Here is a 20,193-nt window from a genome sequence, read left to right on the forward strand (position 1 = left end):
TTACTTCTTAATATCAGTTTGAAAGAGTGTCGGTGATGGGTTTTGGGATGATTGCGCCGTGATGTTGAATGACCAGTCTCGCCAGTGCATTGCCTTTGCGGCAGGCTTGCTGAACAGAGCCGCCAGATAGATAGCAAGACAAGAATCCGCCATTGAATGAATCGCCAGCAGAGGTGCTATCAACCACGGTTTCTACTGGCGTGGTTTCAATTAGGCTTGGTGTTTGGGCTGGAGTTTCACTGACCAAACAGCCTTCAGCACCGAGTTTTACAATGATGGTCTGCACGCCAAGCCTGTGTAGTCGGTCGATGGTGTCTTGAGGTGTTTGGTCGCCCCATAGTTGCTGTTCATCATCAAAGGTAACCAAGGCGATATCAGTGGTTTGATAACCCAGTCGATAGCACTCTTTGGTCGCGCTTTCTGATTCCCATAGTTTTGGTCGGTAGTTACTATCAAAGGCGATGGTAACGCCACGTTCACGCAGGCCTTCAATGATAGTGAGCAACTTTAGCTGATCGCTGTGTGGCAGTATCGCGAGGGAAATGCCACTCAGAAACACCATATCAACATCGTGAAGTCGGTTGGCTATCTTATCGAAATCGGGGTGCTGTACCATGTAGCGAGCCGCCGAATCGTTGCGCCAGTATAGGAAGGTGCGCTCACCAACATCGTCGAGTTGAATGAGATAGAGCCCGGGTGAACGCTGCTCGTCAATAAGCACGAATTCGGTTGATAGTCCTTCATCTTGCCATCGGTTAAGTATCTCTTGGCTGATCGCGTCTGAGCCTAGAGCTGTGACATAGCTTGTTCGTATCACTGGATTCGCAGTGCTGCTATTGCTGCTATTGCTGCTCATGCTCACGGGGTTACTAACCGCAGCGCTGCGGTTCAAGTAGATTGCCGCGTTTAATGTGTCTCCACCATAGCTTTGATGCATGTCGCCAAATGGAGATCCATTCAGTTCAATCATGCACTCACCGATGATTGCGATGTGGGTCATAATATAGCCTTAGAAAGGAAAGATTGGATTTGTTCGTATTGAGGAAAGCATGACCATAACGAGATATGGTCATGCTTTTTCGATTCTAATCTTACGGGAGTGAGACTAGCCGATTACTTGTTGTCTAGTTTTACGAACAACATCGTTAGGACGAAAGACAGTGCAAATACACCCACCACGCCCATCAGTGCTTGAATGAAGTTTTGCGTACCGCCTGCAAGGTAAGCTGGCAAGCTGAATACAGAAGAAAGAATGTAGCTTGTTAAGTGCGTATCGATTGTTACCGAGATAGCACCGAACACGCCTGCAGCCAAGCTCGCGGTCATCATCGCTTTGGTGTATTTCGTGAGTACACCAAATAGAGCCGGTTCCGTGATGCCTAAGATAGCGGTAACACTTGAGCCCATCGTAATTGAAGATTGCTCTTTAGAAACCGTTTTACGTTGCTTGTGCCAGATAGCCATGGTTGCCCCCGCAATTGCCATGTTACCTAAACACATGATAGGCATCAGTAGATCCTTACCATACAGTGCAAAGTTGTTCAGGCTGATCGGCGTCATGCTGTGGTGGATACCAAATACGATGGTAATCGGGCGAGTTAGACCAAACACAAAGCCGGTTAACGTCGGAGAGATTTCCAGTAGTGAACTCATCACCCAACCTGCGCCATTACTTAGCCAGATACCAGCAGGGCCAACAAATGATAGCGTGATGGTCGAAGTTACCGTAAAGGCAAGCAGTGGTGTAAATACAGGCTTCGCAGAAGAAGGAACTAGGCGGTCAACTAACGGAGTCACTTTAGACAATAACCAGATTGCTAGAATCGCAGGTACGATAGCGCCGCCGTAATTGAGCAGCTCAATAGGAACCACGCCAAGAACGGTCAGCTCAGGTGCAGCGCCTGCGTCTTTTAGCATTGTTGCTTTATCAACGAGCAGAGGCGCTAGCATTGCAGAAGAGACAGCAAGGGCAATGTATTCGTTTACTTTGAATACCTTAGCGGCAGAGAAAGAAACCAGCATAGGTAAGAAGAAGAACACAGCAACAGAGATAGAACGGAAGAAATAAACTGTGTCTGAGGTTTCAGAGATAACATTGGTTGCAATAAGACCAGACAACAGGCCCATCAACATACCCGCGCCAGCGATTGCGGGTACAACCGGACCAAAGATGCCTGCGACAATGCGCATCACGCCTTGGAACAGCTTGCCTTTCTCTAGCTCATCAGCCGGAGTCGCGTCAACTTGTTGAGTGTTTGATAGCGCGTTGAACCACTTCTCGACCTCAACACCGATGATGACTTGAGTTTGGCCTTGTTGAAGTACCACACCTTTCACATCTGCGATCTGCTTGATTGCTTCTTCGTCTACCAGCGACTCGTCAGCTAATTTGAATCTCAGCCTTGTCATACAGTGCGTGATACTCACGATATTGTCTTCACCACCAAGTGCAGTGATTAATAACTGTATATTTTCTTTGAAATTTTTCTTTTTCGATGATGACTTCGAGTTATTAATAACGGCATCACTCTTTTCTACCATTTGCATACTACACCTGTTATTGGAATATATTTAACTCGAGCAATCATAACGACAACCAATTTAAATCCAACGGAGTAAAAAGAGATCTCAATCACACTTAAAATCCGAAAAATTATTTTTTCACCGTTTTTGGCCAATTGGTATGTTTTGTTTATCAAAAAAAATCACTTAACGTACCAATTATTTTTACGCAAAATTAGCGCTTGAAATGTGGTTTTTAAAGCGGTTAGATAATAGGAGTTGACTTAAGTTTAGGTTATTTAATTGTGAAAGAAACTATTATATCTGATATCCATTGTATTATTACTAAACCAGACAGACACAATCTCATTACCGTGGTAGTTGAAACGAATGAAGGCGTAACTGGGTTTGGTTGTGCGACATTCCAACAAAGACCGCTTGCTGTAAAAACAATGGTCGATGAATATTTAAAACCTATTCTTATTGGTAAAAATGCCAATAATATTGAAGACTTATGGCAAATGATGATGGTCAACGCTTATTGGCGAAATGGACCTGTTATCAATAATGCAATTTCCGGTGTTGATATGGCACTGTGGGATATCAAAGCCAAATTGGCGGGCATGCCGTTACACCAGTTATTTGGTGGTAAGTCTCGTGATGCTATTCCTGTATACACACACGCGACGAGCGACACGATGGAAGGGATTTATGAGCTGGTGGAATCTTTCCTAGACAAAGGCTACAAGCACATTCGTTGTCAGCTTGGTTTCTATGGCGGCGTTCCAACGGATTTGCATACCACTCAAAACCCGACTGAAGGTTCGTACTACGACCAAGATCAGTACATGGACAATACTCTAACGATGTTTAAGTCGCTGAGAGAGAAATATGGTAACCAATTCCATATTCTTCATGATGTTCATGAGCGCCTATTCCCGAACCAAGCGATACAATTTGCGAAGGAAGTCGAGCAATATAAGCCGTATTTCATTGAAGATATTCTGCCGCCAAATCAAACGGAATGGTTGGATAATATTCGCAGCCAGAGCTCAGTTTCATTAGGTTTAGGGGAGTTATTTAATAACCCTGAAGAGTGGAAATCATTGATTGCTAACCGCCGCATTGATTTCATTCGTTGCCATGTTTCACAGATTGGTGGTATTACGCCTGCTCTGAAACTCGGCCATCTATGTCAGAATTTCGGTGTTCGTATTGCATGGCACTGCCCGCCAGATATGACGCCAATTGGTGCAGCGGTCAACACGCATTTGAACGTGCATTTACACAATGCCGCCATTCAAGAACATGTCGAGTACAACGAGAATACACACAAGGTATTCCCGAACGCTGCAGAGCCAATTAATGGCTACTTATACGCTTCTGAAATCGCAGGTATTGGTGTTGAAATCGACCAAGAGGTTGCCGCTGAGTTCCCTGTAATGTATCGCCCCCACGAGTGGACTCAAAGTCGCCTTCCTGATGGCGTGATTCATACCCCTTAACTCGTATTTTTAATATCAAATGGTCGCTATAAGCGGCCATTTTCTTATTTAATATACTTACCAGATATTACGTATTATCTGGTAAGTATATTTCTAGTATCATTAAATTAATAATATTAGATGTAAAATAATATTAGTGGCTAATCTATAGAGTAATTAACTTATATCTATAAAAATTAACCATATTAAATCGAATTAAAAGGTTACTTCTTATCTCGGAAGCTCATGCTCTCATTGTTAAAAGGAGTGTGATAGGTGCATTGATATTTGATGTCGATGATATCGCTGACGATGAATAGATCCCCCGATGCTAAGAAACCTCGGTTGGTGATATTCATCGCCGCCGCATTTTTTTTGCAGCCGAGCAACTCCGCATCTTCTTTAGAAACATTGATCGCTTGATACGTCGTTAAGTAGCTATCGATCTGAAGGCCTTTCGCTAGCGCATGTTTCTGGATTGAGCTTTCAATGATCTCGGCATTCATCTCTGGGAAGACGCTGACAGGGATCTTGGCTTCTTCAATCTGAACTACTTTGTTGTTAATCAATCGAAGACGTCTAATTTTCCAAATGTAGTCATTGTCGTCTAAAGAAAAAATCTGCTGTTCGTGGTTATCGGGTAGCGCTTTATTCAGTTGGAGCTTTTTATAAGAGATCTCTTCAAAACTGTTTTCAGTAATGGAGTTGTACACCAGTGGTGTACCAATGAGAGAAGTGTTGACGAAGTAACCAGAACCCACCTTAGATTTCACCATGCCAATAGCCTCTAGCTTGGCTAGCGCTTTTCGAATAGTAAATCGAGATAACCCATATATTTCAGAGAGTTCTCTTTCTGCAGGAAGCTTATGATTGATACTGTTTTGACAGATCTTGCTCACAATATCTTGGACAACTAACTCGTACTTTTTCATAGATCAATAACTTTAAAGTGTATTCACTGTGACTAAAGAATAGTGAACTAAATCAGGGATTCAGTACGCTCTGAATGACTCATAATTGTAACATAGAAGGTTAAGTGGGTGATGATAAATAGGGTTAGTTAGGGGTACTAGTGACCACCTTTTGCGCTGACTTGATTACATCTTGTGATTCTAGTCCTCATTTTGTAAAACAAGATTATGAACTTTAACGTGCGGCATTTGATGTCTGTGTTGTTGCTATTTTAAGTGACTAATTCAGGAGTAGGGTATGAGTTCGAATCAAATCAAAATGTCGTATTTGATGTGGGTAATGTGATTGTGCGTTGGTCGCCGCTGGAAATTACTCAACTAACGTTTGGTAACATTGCCGACCCTGAAGCCCGAGCGCTTTCGATTTTCCAAAGTGCGATTTGGTCGGATTTGAACAAAGGGTTCTTAACCGAAAATGAAGCCAAACTTCGCTACCAACAAGAGCTCGATTTATCTTCATTAGAGTGCGACCGCCTGTTTTATTACGTTAAGAAAACGCAGATCTTATTGCATGGTTCTGTCGACCTTATCGAGCGCGTAAAGCGTGCTGGGTATGGTGTGTATGCACTTACCGACAACGTGGTCGAGATTGTTGAATACTTAAAAAATACTTATCAATTTTGGGCGTTGTTTGATGGTGCGGCAGTATCTGCTGAACTTGGTTTGCTTAAGCCACAACCTGAAATCTACCAAGTGCTGTTATCTAATTATGGGCTTAAAGCTTCAGAAACCGTCTTCATTGATGATATGCCTTATAACGTTGAAGGTGCGAGATCTGTGGGTATGGCTGCTATCCAGTTTACCGATGCCGTTCAGTGTGAAAACAGCTTGCAGGCGCTTGGCGTTAATTTATTAGATTGACACCTTGGCGAGTGAGTTAAATTTGAGGGTGTAGAAAATGAAAAGATACCCACCTAAGTCTATCGTTGCATTCTTGTTTTTGACTATATCAGCGCTGGTTTTAGTTGCGGCTGTCGTGCTTCAAATTCGCGGTGAACAAGCGTGCGATAAAACAACGCTGATAATTAGATTAAGAGCCATGCTATTGAAACATCGCTCTTTTTTAGATTTGGATACGCGCTTTCTTGTTTAATCGCGAGTTTGTTCGGCATTCAAATGCCGAATCAACTTGGCTGGAGTGCCGCCGTACAGGCAATCTGGTGGTACATCACTGTTAACCACTGAGTTCGCTGCGATAACAGAGCGAGCGCCAATCGTAACGCCTTGGTTGATGACTGAGTTTCCACCAATCCACACATCGTCTTCGACTGTGATAGGTAGGCAGAAAGTTTCCCACTTACGGCGGCTGAGATAATCCAGTGAGTGGGAGGCTGTGTAAAACTGGGCACTTGGCCCTATCAATACATTGTTACCAATCTTGATATTCGCGCCATCAAGCATCACCACGTTCATGTTGATAAAGGTGTCGTCACCGATCTCGATGGTTTTGCCAAACTCGCAATGAAAAGGAGGACGGACAACGCTGCTTCCTACTTTACCAAACAGATTAGCCTGAAGACTTGGCAGTTGAGTATCGTCTGAACATTGATTCAAGTCTGATAGCGCCTTGCTGGCGTGAGTGCGCATGTGGTCTACCTCATGGTCTGCGCCATCAAAAATCTCGCCGGACAGCATTTTCTCGAGTTCTGTTTTCGTTTTCATCCCTTGCACCTCACTAGTCAACATGGGTATTAGAATACGGATAATTGGACATAAAAAAAGAGAAAAGCCTAAGCCTTTCTCTTCCTATTTTGTACCTTTAAGCATTAATGCTAAGTGAGCCCAGCTATTCAGCAAAAGGCGCGCTTTACCAATTAGATTTGCTCAACGAAACCCATTAGGTGCTTCTTCACTTCGTCTGAAGCAAAAGCACTCTCTACAGAGTACTTGTAGATCTCTGCGTAGTCTTCTTGTGTTAGACCGAACGTTTCACATACACGTTTCACTTCGTTAGTCATGGTTGTGTTCGACACAGTGCGGTTGTCTGTGTTGATCGTTACAACGATGCCGTCTTTCTTGAATTCAGCAATTGGGTGGTCGCTGAATTTGTGAATACATTTAGTTTGAACGTTACTTGTTGGGCAAGTCTCAAGTGCAACTTGCTTCTCTTTAACGATGTTGTATGCGTCTTCGTTACCTTGGATGTGGACACCGTGGCCGATACGCTCAGCATCCAACATAGTTACTGCATCGTAAACGTTTTGACCATGCCATTGCTCACCAGCGTGCACGGTAATGCGGTAGCCTTTTTCAAGAGCGTATTGTGTGTATTCTGGGAATTCAGCACAGAAACCTGGCTTTTCACCACCTGCGATATCAAACGCAACAACACCTTTACCTAGGTAAGGTTGGCCCGCGTCGATCACGTCTTTGATCGAGTCTTTAGGGAACATACGAAGCACTGACATGATGTAGTTGCCCTTGATGTCGTATTTCTCTTCTGCACGCTTCATGCCTTTAACCGCACTTGCGATGATTGCATCAAGAGACAAGCCCTTGTTTACGTGAAGAATCGGTGCAAAACGAACTTCTAGGTATTTAACGTTCTCTAGTGCTGCGTCTTCGTAAAGCTCAAAAGAAATACGCTCAATTGCTTCTTCCGTTTGCATCACTTGCAGTGGCAGGCTAAAGCAAGCTAGGTACTCATCAAGGTTTTTGCAATCTTCAGGCACTGTTAGAGACTTTACTACCGCTTCACGGTCTTCTGGAAGTTCGATTCCGTACTGTTTCGCCAGATCAATAATGGTGTCTGGACGAACACTTCCGTCTAGGTGGCAGTGCAGATCAATCTTAGGGAGTGCTAGAAAGTTCATGAGTATTCCTTAGGTCTATTATTTTTTGAGTTATTAACTCATAGGTTACATGGGCTTAAATTAACAAGTTTGTGATATGATTTAAAGTGACATAAAGTCATCATTAATCTGAATCTAAGGAATATCATGGTAGATGTTAAAAGCTTACTCAAATGTGATATGAATTTACTGCTGTGTTTACACGTGTTGCTTGAAGAGCGCAGCGTGAGCAAAACGGCAGAGCGATTGTTCCTTAGTCAGTCTGCGGTGAGTAAACAACTCACTAAGCTGCGTTCTTTGTTTGACGACCCTTTGTTTGAACGTGAGTCAAAAGGCCTGTTTCCAACACCGAAAGCCACCTCTTTAGCGCCTAAAATTCATCAAATCCTTCTGCAAGTTGAACAGCTAACCGTGCCGGACATTTTTGAGCCGAAAGACAGCGAACGTACTTTTAATATCGATCTTGTTGAAACCGCTTATACCGCGATTTACCCTAAATTTATGCCTAACGCGCTAGCAGATGCGCCGAACATTACGGTAAACAGCACTACTTGGAGCAGCGAAACCTTTAAGCGCTTACTAAAGCGTGAGGTCGATTTCGGGATTGGAATTTTTGAGCTCGATGAAAGGGCTAGCACCCACATTCAAAATATCCCTGCCGAGCTAAACCACGTCGAGTTGCTGCAAGATTACTCTGTGTGTTTGATGCGAAATGATCACCCAGTACTTCAAGAAGAGTGGAATCTGCAAGCCTTCCTTAAATACCGTCATATTCAGTTGGTGACCGGTGGCGTTGGCGACTGGTTGCTACTGGAAATCTTGCAAGCCAAACAGCTTCAAATTAACAAAGCCGCCAACGTGTCGGACATCACCAGCGCAGTAAAGCTGTGCAAACAAAGCGATTTGCTGATGTGTTATCCGTACAACTCGGTTCGTGACTATATTGAGAGTGGCGAACTGGTGATGAAGCCGATTCCTATTGAGTTGGTTCCCGGTGGTTTGTTTTTGCTTTGGCACCGTTACTTTGATTCTGAACCAAGCCACAAATGGCTTCGCGACCTCATAGTCAATAAGACCCAAGAACCTCAGCTGTAAACCGCGAGCTACGATGATCAAAACGGCGAAATAAGTTTTTTTAAATTTATTTCGTCTTTTTAGAATGAGCATTGTCTTATTACGGGTGCCAAATGCCCGCCAAGAATGAGATATCTAAATGAATCCAATGCCATCGATTCCGCAACAAGTCATTGAAGATGCTTGTGAGTGGGCAATTATGCACGGTGCGTCGTACTTTTGAACAGTTGAGCTGTCAGCTTTCATCGGGCGATAATCAACGCCTGCTATTGAAAGATGTCGGAGCTGTCGATGTGGTGTATCTAAGAGCTGGCTACCAGTATTCAGATTATTGGGCTCCAGAGCTAAATGAATCGGTGTGTTGCCATACGTTAAGTTAGACTCGCTTGTTTATGGAGCAACACCATGTCGCAATGAACGCGACTATCAGCCAGCAATTAGCGACCAGCAAAACCATGCAAATGCTGCTGACCATGATGTCAGCAGCAGAATACGCCCGCCGGGGTTTAACGCGAGAAGAAGCCGAACTGGTCAAGAGTGTTCTGGCTGATATGAAGCCTATCACCAATGAAGCAATTGAATGGTTTAACACACAAGCTGATAAGCAAGAATGGGAGCTGAAAAACCAAGGTGAGGGCGGTGGTCATTGTGTCTTTGGTGACGACATCAGCGAACAACTGAGCCAGCTTAAACCAGAAGAGTACGACGCGTGGGCATTGATGCAGCGCTTGTACCCGCATGAACGTGACGTGCCGACCATTGCAGTGCGTGACACTCACCAAACGCTCGTGACAGACTTAGTCAGCGAAGTGGGTTTGTTCACCGTTTACTTCAAAGGTGAACCAGTAACAGAGCTAGACGGCTACGCGGGTTACTTGATCCGCAGTAAACCTGCCAGCGAAAATGAAGGTGGAATCCACAGTGGCAAAGGGATTCTCGATTCGTTGGTGTTGATTGATTAGTTGAATCGGCATTAAAAACCAGAACTCATGTTCTGGTTTTTTTGTATCTGAGCTAAGTAAAACTTCAGAGTTTGGATAACAATAATCACGCTGCTAACTTGGTAAAGGCCAACGGGGTTTGTCCGGTTTGCTGTTTGAAAAAGGCGATAAACGCACTGTTAGATGAGAACTCTAGCAGATGAGCCACATCAACGACTTGTCGGTTTTCTGAGAGCAGTTCAATCGCTTTAAACAAGCGCCATTGCTGTCGCCACTCTTGGTAAGTCATGCCTGTTTCGGCTTTGAATAATCGAGTAATCGTTTTGGTGCTTGCGCCAACCGAGTTCGCTAATGTCGAGAGGGCTGGGGCAAGAAAGGAAGCGGTTCGGACTTGTTTGCAAAAGCTTTTAAAGCGGCGATCTGTCGGTAGTGGCAAGATAAACGAGTGTTGGTTAGCACTGTAAAACTCTTCCCAGAATAGGTTGGCGGTATTGGTGGTTTGCTCGCGGGCAACGTCCCAATCCCAGAAAGCCATCTTATTGATCAGGGCTTTTAAAAGCTCATTCACTTCCACAATTTCAATCGCTTCTGGGCAGGTGTAAATACTGCTATCAAAATAGAGCGACCGATAAGCAACCACATTGGTCATCTGCGCGCGATGTTTGGTATAAGGCGGGATCCACACGGCTTTAGTCGGCGGCAAAATGCAAATGGCGTTTTCTAAGGTCAAGGTGATGCAACCCTGCGGAGCATACAGCAACTGTCCTTTTACGTGGTGATGTATTCCTGAATCATGCTGACCTAGCTCTGCCGCAATCCCTATTACGGGCGCAGGTAAGCTGTCTGCATCAAACTCAATGGTTTCGCTGATTAATGCCATTTGTCCCAATCTTGTTGTTTTTGGTTTTAATGTTGTTAACGAGCCAAGGTTAGTTTCCCCTAGACTCCTCGTCAAGTTCACTGGTCTTGGAAAAATGATGAAAACAAAACCTTCTTTATGGCAAATGGTGCTATTGCTGATGTTCCCTCAAATCGCAGAAACCATCTATAGCCCGACTCTGGATTCAATATCGAAATCCTTTGATGTCAGTTACACACAAGCTGCTCAAACCCTATCGATTTACTTCTCTGCATTTGCGGTGGGTGTGGTGGTATGGGGCGTGTTAGCTGACAAGTGGGGGCGTCGACCAACCATGTTATTGGGCATGGGGTTATTCGCTTGTTCAGCACTCATTGCTATGCAAACCAATAGCTTTGTTTGGTTGATGATAGCCCGAGCCATGGGCGCTTTCGGGCTTGCGGTTGGCTCGGTTGTGACACAAACCATGTTGCGAGATGCCTTTAGCGGCGCTGAACTGGCCAAGGTGTTTGGTTACATGGGGATGGGGCTGTCGATTAGCCCAATCATCGGGCTGCTTCTTGGCGGTCAATTAAGCCAAGCGGGCGGGCATCAATATGTGTTTATTGCCCTGTTTATTATGGTGTTAGTGCTGTTGGCACATAGCCTATGGTCATTGCCTGAAACGCAACAATCTAAGCAGCCATTGCAGTTAAAGTCACTCAGTATTCACATGGTCAAAGATAGCGATATATGGATGTCTGCGTTGCTGGTCGCGTCGTTCAATATTGCACTGTTTTCCTATTATCAATTGGGTTCATTTGCCTTCATTCAACTTGGATTTAGCGTTGAGCAGTTTGGCTACAGCGGCATTGTGCTTGGGTTCGGGACTCTGTTGGGAAGCTTGGTGAACAAGACATTGTTGAAGAGACAAGTGTCTTCAATGTCTCTGATTGGTATCGCAGCAGGGCTTCAAACATTAGGTGCGGTGGGTGTGTATTTTTCACAACACACGATCTGGTTCTTGCTTCCAATGATGTTGGTGGTTATGGCGTTTGGCATTGCGATTCCCAATGTATTGAGCCGAGCGTTGGTACGTTACCAATCTCAAGCAGGAAGTGCAGGTGCACTGTTTGGTTTGATGTATTACACCTTGATCGGCTCAGGGCTCGCTTTAGCGGGAATGCTCCAAGATCTAGGTGTAGTGTTGGTACTTTGTGGCGCGTTATCTGTTCTGGTGACGATACGCAGTCGACTCCAGCTTAAACGCTAAGTCTCTCATCTGTATTGATAAATTCCGTGTCTTGTTTGGCGCGGAATTTATCATTTCTTGGTTTGTAAATTTGGATATTGACAGGGGTAGAGTGATCGTTCTACTCTGTAGGTAGAACAATCATTCTACCCTTTGTCGGGTATTGAGAGAGCACTATGTTGAGAGAACAGATTGCAGCAAGCTTAGAGGTGGCATTTAGCCAGCAAGGTTTTGCTGAGCCGAGCGTTGCACAGCTGAAAACGGCGTGCGATGTAAGCCTAAGAACCTTGTATAAACATTTCCCTTCAAAAGAAGCGATGATCGTTGGTGCCTTGGAATATCGACACCAACGCTACTTAGATTTCTTGTTGGAAACGTCGCCTGAAAAGGGGCTCGCATCGGTTACTCATATCTTCAACAAGCTCCAACAATGGTTAGAAGAGTATGCGCCACATGGGTGCATGTCGATGAATGCGATGGCCGCGTTTCCCGATAATGAGCTTATCAGCCAAGCGGTTACACAGCATAAAGAACAAGTTCGTTTGCTAATAGGCAAGCAGAGCCTGCGAGAGGATCTCGCGACACCGCTGTTTTTACTTCATGAAGGCGTATCAAGCGCGTGGCCAGTCTTAGGCGAAGAAGCAGTGGCATCGGCACAGAATATGGTGACAAAATTACTCAAGGAAACAGTATGAATTTCGAGATACCAAAAACAATGAAAGGCGCAGAGATGCTAGGGCACGGCGGGGCAGAAATGCTTGGCTACCGTGAAGACATTGCTGTTCCAAAAATTGAGCCTAATGAAGTGCTGATCAAAGTCATGGCAGCAGGCGTTAATAATACTGACATCAACACGCGAATCGGTTGGTATGCAAAAAGTGATGATTCAGACGATGCCAGTTGGTCGGGTGAAGCGCTAAAGTTCCCTCGTATCCAAGGTGCTGACGTGTGTGGTTTTATCGTGGAAGTCGGCAATGAAGTCTCAGTTGACCGTATTGGTGAGCGTGTTCTGATTGAGCCTTGTTTGACCGAGGTTTATGGACAAGATCTACCACAGCCATGGTATTTCGGATCTGAATGCGATGGTGGTTTCGCTGAATACACCAAAGTAGCAGCTAAGCATGCTTACGCGGTGAACAGTTCTATGTCGGATGTTGAGCTAGCGTCTTTCCCATGTTCTTACTCAACAGCAGAGAACATGCTAACTCGTGCCAATGTGGCTGAAGGTGATCGAGTGCTTATCTCAGGTGCATCGGGCGGTGTGGGCTCTGCGGCTATTCAGCTAGCAAAAGCTCGCGGCGCGTATGTTATTGCCATCACTAGCCCAAGCAAGAACCAACAGTTACTTGAACTTGGCGCTGATGAAGTGATTGCCCGTGATGCAGATTTGGTTAACGCGCTAGGCGAAAGCAGCGTGAATGTGGTGATCGATTTAGTTGCTGGTGACAAGTGGCCAGAGTTTCTTGAAGTCCTAAAACCGCATGGCCGTTATGCTGTGTCTGGTGCGATTGGTGGTGCAATGGTTGAGCTTGATGTGCGAACTTTGTATCTCAAAGACCTCAGCTTTTTTGGTTGCACGGTTTTAGAACCGCAAGTATTCCAAAACTTGGTTAATCGTATCGAGAAACAGCAGATTGGCGCCATCGTTGCAGAGTCTTATCCGCTAGCCGATATCCATAAAGCGCAAGATGAGTTCTTAAAGAAAAAGCATGTTGGTAAGATCGTGTTGGAAGTGGCAGAACGCTAGTTTTAGTCAGCTTCACGGTTTAGATTTATGGAAGAGCGAGCAAGCGTTATGTGCTCGCTCTTTTTGTTTCTAGCAAATACTGGCGGGCATAGTTTCTCAGTCCGTTGAGTAACAGATCTTATACAGCTGAGAAATTAATGAATCATTTGTCACTGTATGGTTTATGAGTTGCCTGTGCGATAATCACCGCCGTTATATATCCCGAACTGTTTGATAATCATCTAGGAGCCGTATTGATGTTTAAAAGGGTATTGCAGGCACTATTCTCACCTTTTGTTTATTCAAAAAACAAACCCTCTGCAGAGCCTGCCCAACAAGAGCAACAACAAACCGTTGCTACTGATTCTGTTCAGTCTTCAATCTTTGTTCCGCCGTCGTCCACTCAGCCATCATCATTAATCGTCGATAAGACGCTTAGCCTTCACGATGGTGAGTTCCTTGATTATTTGTTTGGAGAGTCTCGCTTTCGAACGGAGTCAGACCCATTTAGTGATTTTGTCGCTTGCCAAGTCGAACGTTTGATTCGCTCTCCAAAAGCCCTGCTTAATGAACTGCCAGTGATGCCAGCCTCTGTAACCACGTTAATGGCAGAATTACAGAGTGATGAGTTTGATGTCGATGCATTGTTAAGAGTGATTGAGCGCGAGCCGAGTATGGCTGCCGATGTGATTAAGTTGGCAAATAGCGCCTTTTACAAACGCAATGAAAAACAGGTTACCGACCTAAAAACAGCATTCTTAAATATGGGTTCTCAAGGGCTCGTTGAAGGGGTGGTGAATAGCTACATGAAGAACTTCACGCCGGGGAACAATATTTACTGGCGTCACTTCGGTGAGAAAATTTGGAATCACAGTGTTCAAACCGCGTCGTTTTCTAAGGAGTTGATGAAAGACTCTTCATCTCAAGAAGATCAAGCAGCGGCATACTTTGTTGGGTTGATTCGCAACTTAGGCAAGATGATCATTTTCCAGATGATGGTAGAAGCCTTCAAACATGTAGATCCTTCTGTTCCGCCTAACTCGTTGGCATTGAAGCGCCTGATGAACAGCTACTCTATTCGCCTGACTTACACCATTGCTAAGTTCTGGGAGCTGCCAGAGTCTGTGTTGACCGCAATTGGCTACCAAGAGTCGAGCCGATACGAATGCACACCACTTGGTCAAGCTGTGTTTGAAGCTAATTATTTGAGTGAGCTGTGCTATTTACTGGAAGAACAAACGATTGAAGTCGAGCAGTTTAAGCGCAGATGCAAAGAGACACTGATGTCTCCGGCGGCATTCAAAGTGGCTAACCGGATTTATAAAGAGTCTGAATTATCGCTAGTGAGCTAACCCTTAGCCTATTCGACCTACGCTGTGACTGAACATAATGATTGGTTGCAGCTTGGTTGGGCTAGGTTGTGAAATACATTCAGCTACGAAATACGCTTACAAATGGCTAATCCACAGCTTGTCGAGTTCGCACCAACCGAAACCATTTACTTGTGCGCCGTGTATCTTTTCAGAAACCTCTAAGTTGAACGCCTCTTGCTTGAGCTCAGTCACAACCCCAGATTCATGCAACCAATGCCGGAGCGACAACAGTGCATTCATCGCTAACTCAAAGTCTGGTTGGTTTGTTATTGAAGCTAAGCCTTGTTCGATTGTCTCTAGTATCTCAGCAGGTAAAGTTAAGTCCTCAAACGGGAAGCGAGTGAAAAAGCTTAACCACGAAGTGAAGGTGTTGTTCTCATCAATAATACTGCACAGCGCGACGTCTTTGGTAGTTAGGTAGTGAGTTAGGTAGTGCCCATATTCCACGCTGGTTTTGTGGTCGCCAGACACTGACAACTGATCGAAAAGGGCTTGGCATTCAGAGGTGTCTTCAACGGTGAACTCACGAACGGTTGAAGACAACATCGGGCTTTGAATCTTAAAGAAGGTTGAGCCGAAATCCGGTTGGGAAGAATGGTCATCCCCACGCACGGTGGTCGTCTTCTCGGGCAGTTTCACGCACACCTGATTTTGAGCGCAGGCTTTGCTCTGTGCCCATTCAGGATAGACCCACAACTCGACTCGATTGAGAATCGGCGTGCTATGTCTTGAGGTTTGAGTGTTCTTCCGTTATGAAAGTGAACACCATTGCGAATCTGAAAGTGCCACTGTGTCGCATCTTGATTAGGCTGCCAATGATAAGCCAGATCGCCGCTGAGTTTGCTGTGCTTAACGGAGGTTAGGCGTTGGCAAACTTGCATCACTAAGAAGCGTTCGGTGCGTCTAAGCACGCGTTGAGGGTGAAGCGCTTCGAGTTCTCGGTGAAACGGGATGTACGCGATATTCTGCGCCGACGGATTGGTATTGCTTAGAAAGGCTTGTAACTCAGCGCTAGCATTGCGGCCACTCAATCCAACCTTGTGCTGTCATCGCTTTGAGTAAGGTCTGAACGTGACGTTCACTCACGTGCAGCAGTGTGGCCAGTTGGTTGACCTGACAATGTGATACTCCAGGCCCAAAAGCCTGAAATATCTTTTCATACAGTTCAAGCTTACGCTTAAGGTTGCCCAATTTGCTTTTCCTAACGACGAGGTTGAGTTAAATGTGAATAGCCAGAATCAATCAGTGCGTTTTCCATCGTATCGAGAACTCGAGAGGTTATCTCTGAGCTCAGGATATTCGATTTAGTTTTGCCTTGAAGCACCAAATCTGAAAAATGGTCGATTTCAAACTCGAATCCATTCCCTGTCACTTGGTAGCTAATGGTCGACTTTTTGCCTTGATGTTCAATCTCAATAAAGGCCGGATTCCACCATTTTTCGTGAATGGTGATTTTGGTTTCAGGTCCACTCAAGTGTGCTGATCGGGGAAGGTTTTGCACTGTTGATGCCGATATCTTACCGCTTATATCACCAGAGAATGTAAAGCATGCATTGGTATCAACATTCGCTCCCTCATAAAGACACGACATCTCTACCTGAGGTTTTGAAGGGTTTACACCCAGCGTTCGGCACAGATCGTAAAAGAACCAAAGCCCATAGACCCCAACATCGAGTGTTGCTCCGCCTGACAAATCCGGATTGAAGATAAACAAATCGGGCTCATAGTCATGATGGTTACCAAAGTTGGCTTCGATTGAATCTATCTGAATGTTGTTATCGACCAAGAATGATTGGAGCTCACGATATGCGGGAAACACCACGGTTTTCATTGCTTCTAACAGCATCACGCCATTTTGCTTCGCGAGAGCTTTCATCTCAAGCCAGTCAGCAAGGTTGGTAAAAGCCGGCTTCTCGACCAATACATGTTTTTTATTCTTTAGAAACAACTCAGTGAGTGGCTGGTGGTATGGGTGAACCGTAGCGATGTAAACCGCTTCAACACTTGGGTCATTCGCCATCTCTTCATAAGAACCATAAGCCTTGTCGCAAGCAAACTTGTTGGCGAACGTGGCTGCGCGTGAGTGATCTCTGGCGGCAACCGCATCAAGCTCACCATGCAGAGAGTGCTCTGTGACTGCGGTTGCGAATCGATTGGCGATATTGCCTAGCCCTGCGATGCCCCATTTAATTTTGCGTTGCGTGTCGCTCATCAGTTGCTCCAAATCGTTGTTTTGTATCAGTGTACTCAGAGGCGCCACATACAAATAGAGAACAGATTTCTCAACCTGTTTTCTATTTATTTTATTCTAGTTGAAGCTCAGGATTAGCTCTGTATTGAGTGTTTCCAATCGGCTAGGGCTTTAATGTGTTTTGGCCCGATGCCACAACAGCCACCGATAATATTCGCGCCCAGTGCATGCCAGCGTTTAGCGTAAGTTAAGTAACCTTGGCCATCCAGCTCACGCATCTCCTGAAACATATCATTCGCTTCATGTTCGTTGCTGATAGGTGCAAAATTGTTGGCATAGACACCAACTTCTAAATCACTGCCTAGCTCATCGATCACTTTCTTGGCATCGATAATGGCTTGATCCATCACTTCAGGCACTGAACAGTTAAACATAATGCCTGTCGCGTTTGATTGGCAGGCAAGTTTGATGGCGTCTGTTACGCTCTCGCCAGAACGAATATTGGCAGAATCGCCCTTGGTATCTTCCAAACTGAATGCGTAGTAACACGGCTTATCTGACTGCTTAAGAACCGCATGAATGGATTCGAACTCTTGCAGGCTGCAGATGGTTTCCGCTATCCAAAGATCGATGTTTGGATCCTGGGCATCGTAAAGCGTTTGAATGATTGGCGCCGCCTCTTCTACCTTAAATAAGTCTGGTCGGTAGCTGCCAAATGGCGGTGGAATCGCGCCCGCCACTTTTACGGTGTGAGAAGCATTGTCTGCAACTGCTTTAGCCAGCTCACCAGACAGTGTGGCTAGTTCAAAACCGCGTTGCTCGAACAGCTCTTCACCCAAGTGAAAAGGCACACAGGCGTAACTATTGGTGATTAGGATTTCAGCACCTGCATCGACAAAGTTTTGATGCGCTTGGCTAACAAATCCGGGTGCTTCAATCAGCGCTTGAGCACTCCAAAGCGGTTGAGAAAATGGCGCGCCAATTTCTTTGAGTTCTCGGCCCATGCCGCCATCAAGTATGGTTAGTGTTTTCATATTCAATACTATCTAAACAATTGCTGAAGTTCTGCCGCCACCATAGCAGACAACCTTGTCAGACAGAAGCCATCAAGCCAAGGTTCAACTATCGATGAGGGAGTTTCGTTATAAGCCGTCTAGCGGGCTAGTCGTGCCACTAAAGTGTTGCCCAATAACGTGAGTGTAAATCTGAGTTGTCTTAACATCACTGTGCCCCAGTAGCTCTTGAACCGTTCTGATATCGGAGCCTGACTTTAGAAGTTGCGTAGCAAAACTGTGCCTGAAAGTATGACAACTAATTCGCTTGTGGCGCAATTTATTAGAGTTAGTCGCCTTCTTCAGCGTTTTTCGGAGTACCGAATCATGTAGGTGGTGTCGGCATACGACCCCCGACTCAGAGTGTTGAGTGACGGATTTTGATGGGAATAGGTACATCCAAGCAAGTTGTCGATAGGCACTAGGGTATTTTTTACCTAATCGGTGAGGCAAAGATGGCCCAAACCCATTCAAGTTATCTTTAGCGAGCAGAACTGCAACTTGTGAAATTTTGTCTTGTATAGCTTCAGTGAGTGAAAAACTTAAAATTGTCACTCGGTCTTTATTTCCTTTCCCATTGTGAACAGTGAGAGACCCTTGTTTTAGATCTATATCTTGTACTCGAAGCCTCAGGCATTCCGATACTCTCAAACCTGAACCATACAACAAGCGAAAAAACAGTTGATATTTAGGATCTATTTCATTGATCACCGAGATAGCTTCCGCATGATTGAGTACGCTAGGAATTTTTCGAGACCGAGTCGCATAGCTAAACCCTAAGTCTCCTAGAGGTTGCTTAATAAATTGATTGTATAAATAGGCTAGAGCATTGAGAGCTACCTTTTGAGTATTGATGGCTACTTTTTGTTGATTAGCTAAATGAGAAAGAAAGGAGACAACTTCAGCGGCATGCATCTGTTCAGGGTGTTTAAGCTTATGAAAATGAATGAAGTATTTTATCCAGTAACAGTAGGCTTTGATTGTCTTGCGACTATAGCCTCGCATCGTCATATGTTCGCAAATTGCCTGCATGAATTGACTCGCCATATATTCCCCTCACAAAATCTGTACATACAGACAGTTTATTGCTTGTTGAATAATTAATGACTTAAAAAAGAGTGGTTTTTAACTCTGATTGAGCACGAATTTAACGAGAGGCTTATTTTAAATTATTGATTATACTGCAGATTTATGGGTGGTTAAGAATGAGGCCGAGCGTTACATAGTCGGCAATATGTGCTTGCACGTTTTCACACTTATTGTTTAGACCCACTTTTATATTAAATGCATAGCATTCAGTTGGTTATGAGTGACCTTTTTGATATGTTAAGCGGATGGATTCGTGCTTGCACAATATTAAAATGTTATGTTTACTTGTATTTCAATGGCTTAAAAATTCTTCGATCTCTGTTCTTTGTCCCTTTAGCCATTCGTTCGAGTTGCCTCAGCAAATCAACATTGTCGGCCTAATTTCGTGAACTCCTCAACCCGTAAAACATGTCAATGTTCGCGGGTTGCTTCATTTGCAGGTCGTGGCGGTTGGTTTCAAATTTCACTGGCTCTAAGTCGCTTTGAGCGTATTTGCCAATCAGCATATCTGCTTGGCAGTTGCCTCGGCAATTTGCCATTGTTCTGCGCTTTGGTTGGAAAGAGAGGGCGTTTGTTGAACGTTTGTCGGGTTGCCTCATTGGGCAGGGAAGTGGAATTACGCGTTTGGTGTTTCGTGCGTCTGGCGGTCAAGTGAGGTTTGGCTTGTGATTCACTTCTTGAAATACGTTTAACAACGCAGTTCTTTGCCAAACAAATCAGTCATTTGTGGTAAAACATAACAAACAATTCAAGCAGACCCTCAACGCGTGGCACTTTTGGTTTGCGTCGGGTTTTGTGTTTACGGCGTAATGCGGTAGTTGAGCTAGGGCGTTTCGGGCTACTTAATTGGGCTACATGGACTCCCTCTTTTGTCAACAATAGCTCCCGCTGACAACAGTGGATCGGAC

At 44.8% G+C, this 20,193-nt stretch carries 16 protein-coding genes and 3 pseudogenes; 9 read left to right on the forward strand and 10 right to left on the reverse strand.

The features are described from left to right. Positions 1 to 13 precede the first annotated feature (13 nt). Complete coding sequence (locus AB4503_RS12695; RefSeq protein ID WP_372114919.1) at positions 14 to 1,000, reverse strand: sugar kinase; 987 nt, start codon at positions 998 to 1,000, stop codon at positions 14 to 16. A gap of 113 nt (positions 1,001 to 1,113) precedes the next feature. Next, the gene (locus tag AB4503_RS12700; protein WP_372114922.1) at positions 1,114 to 2,547 is read right to left on the reverse strand and encodes a PTS transporter subunit EIIC; all 1,434 of its coding nucleotides are present in this window, start codon (positions 2,545 to 2,547) and stop codon (positions 1,114 to 1,116) included. 260 nt (positions 2,548 to 2,807) lie between these two features. Here AB4503_RS12700 and AB4503_RS12705 point away from each other — a divergent pair, with 260 nt between their 5' ends. Then, complete coding sequence (locus AB4503_RS12705) at positions 2,808 to 4,007, forward strand: enolase C-terminal domain-like protein (RefSeq protein WP_372114923.1); 1,200 nt, start codon at positions 2,808 to 2,810, stop codon at positions 4,005 to 4,007. Positions 4,008 to 4,210: 203 nt separating this feature from the next. Here the strand turns inward: AB4503_RS12705 and AB4503_RS12710 are convergent, their stop codons facing one another. Further along, positions 4,211 to 4,918 (reverse strand): GntR family transcriptional regulator, encoded by a 708-nt coding sequence (locus tag AB4503_RS12710; RefSeq protein WP_017065208.1) that lies wholly within the window; start codon positions 4,916 to 4,918, stop codon positions 4,211 to 4,213. A gap of 277 nt (positions 4,919 to 5,195) precedes the next feature. Between AB4503_RS12710 and AB4503_RS12715 the strand changes: the two are divergent. Together AB4503_RS12715 and AB4503_RS12720 are read left to right on the forward strand one after the other, a co-directional pair. After that, positions 5,196 to 5,818: pseudogene (locus AB4503_RS12715) on the forward strand (HAD family hydrolase). Between the two features lie 37 nt (positions 5,819 to 5,855). After that, a complete protein-coding gene (locus AB4503_RS12720) occupies positions 5,856 to 6,050 on the forward strand; it encodes a hypothetical protein (protein WP_017072485.1) in 195 nt (64 codons plus the stop codon). On the opposite strand, the gene AB4503_RS12725 is transcribed toward AB4503_RS12720, so the two are convergent. Then, positions 6,047 to 6,619 (reverse strand): sugar O-acetyltransferase, encoded by a 573-nt coding sequence (locus AB4503_RS12725; RefSeq protein ID WP_371725632.1) that lies wholly within the window; start codon positions 6,617 to 6,619, stop codon positions 6,047 to 6,049. The two genes, AB4503_RS12720 and AB4503_RS12725, sit on opposite strands and share 4 nt — an antisense overlap. Positions 6,620 to 6,771: 152 nt before the next feature. Beyond that, positions 6,772 to 7,770, reverse strand: a complete 999-nt coding sequence (gene add / locus AB4503_RS12730) for an adenosine deaminase (RefSeq protein ID WP_372114926.1) — start codon at positions 7,768 to 7,770, stop codon at positions 6,772 to 6,774. Between the two features lie 126 nt (positions 7,771 to 7,896). Between add and AB4503_RS12735 the strand changes: the two genes are divergently transcribed. Together AB4503_RS12735 and AB4503_RS12740 are read left to right on the forward strand one after the other, a co-directional pair. Then, entirely contained in the window at positions 7,897 to 8,844 is a 948-nt protein-coding gene (locus tag AB4503_RS12735; protein WP_017061092.1) for a LysR family transcriptional regulator, read from the forward strand. Positions 8,845 to 9,026: 182 nt separating this feature from the next. After that, positions 9,027 to 9,785, forward strand: a pseudogene (locus tag AB4503_RS12740) (glutathione synthase); the annotation flags it as partial. 85 nt (positions 9,786 to 9,870) lie between these two features. Here the strand turns inward: AB4503_RS12740 and AB4503_RS12745 are convergent. Then, positions 9,871 to 10,644 (reverse strand): helix-turn-helix domain-containing protein, encoded by a 774-nt coding sequence (locus AB4503_RS12745; protein WP_372114929.1) that lies wholly within the window; start codon positions 10,642 to 10,644, stop codon positions 9,871 to 9,873. A gap of 97 nt (positions 10,645 to 10,741) precedes the next feature. Between AB4503_RS12745 and AB4503_RS12750 the strand changes: the two genes are divergently transcribed. The 4 genes from AB4503_RS12750 to AB4503_RS12765 all read left to right on the forward strand — a co-directional run bounded on the left by AB4503_RS12750 (position 10,742) and on the right by AB4503_RS12765 (position 14,932). Beyond that, entirely contained in the window at positions 10,742 to 11,875 is a 1,134-nt protein-coding gene (locus AB4503_RS12750) for a multidrug effflux MFS transporter (protein ID WP_136973856.1), read from the forward strand. 155 nt (positions 11,876 to 12,030) lie between these two features. Further along, a complete protein-coding gene (locus AB4503_RS12755; protein WP_017061096.1) occupies positions 12,031 to 12,549 on the forward strand; it encodes a TetR/AcrR family transcriptional regulator in 519 nt (172 codons plus the stop codon). Beyond that, positions 12,546 to 13,601: an alcohol dehydrogenase family protein gene (locus tag AB4503_RS12760; protein WP_371725599.1), complete on the forward strand. Its 1,056-nt coding sequence runs from the start codon at positions 12,546 to 12,548 to the stop codon at positions 13,599 to 13,601. Before AB4503_RS12755 ends, AB4503_RS12760 begins: the two co-directional genes overlap by 4 nt. A gap of 236 nt (positions 13,602 to 13,837) precedes the next feature. Beyond that, on the forward strand, positions 13,838 to 14,932 hold the full coding sequence (locus AB4503_RS12765) for an HDOD domain-containing protein (protein ID WP_372114932.1): 1,095 nt from the start codon (positions 13,838 to 13,840) through the stop codon (positions 14,930 to 14,932). Between the two features lie 96 nt (positions 14,933 to 15,028). Here AB4503_RS12765 and AB4503_RS12770 read toward each other — a convergent pair. From AB4503_RS12770 to AB4503_RS12785, 4 genes and pseudogenes are all read right to left on the reverse strand, one after another. Next, positions 15,029 to 16,144: pseudogene (locus tag AB4503_RS12770) on the reverse strand (SgrR family transcriptional regulator). A 10-nt stretch (positions 16,145 to 16,154) separates the two neighbouring features. Continuing rightward, positions 16,155 to 17,165: a Gfo/Idh/MocA family protein gene (locus AB4503_RS12775; protein ID WP_372114933.1), complete on the reverse strand. Its 1,011-nt coding sequence runs from the start codon at positions 17,163 to 17,165 to the stop codon at positions 16,155 to 16,157. Positions 17,166 to 17,278: 113 nt separating this feature from the next. Continuing rightward, positions 17,279 to 18,178 carry a homocysteine S-methyltransferase family protein gene (locus AB4503_RS12780; RefSeq protein WP_372114935.1) on the reverse strand — a complete coding sequence of 300 codons (900 nt, stop codon included), beginning with the start codon at positions 18,176 to 18,178 and terminating at the stop codon, positions 17,279 to 17,281. A 108-nt stretch (positions 18,179 to 18,286) separates the two neighbouring features. Next, positions 18,287 to 19,243, reverse strand: coding sequence for an integron integrase (locus AB4503_RS12785; RefSeq protein ID WP_372114937.1), 957 nt, complete (start codon positions 19,241 to 19,243; stop codon positions 18,287 to 18,289). Between the last annotated feature and the right edge of the window lie 950 nt (positions 19,244 to 20,193).

Source organism: Vibrio sp. 10N.222.55.B11 (genome assembly GCF_041473705.1).
Taxonomy (GTDB): Bacteria; Pseudomonadota; Gammaproteobacteria; order Enterobacterales; family Vibrionaceae; genus Vibrio; species Vibrio crassostreae_C.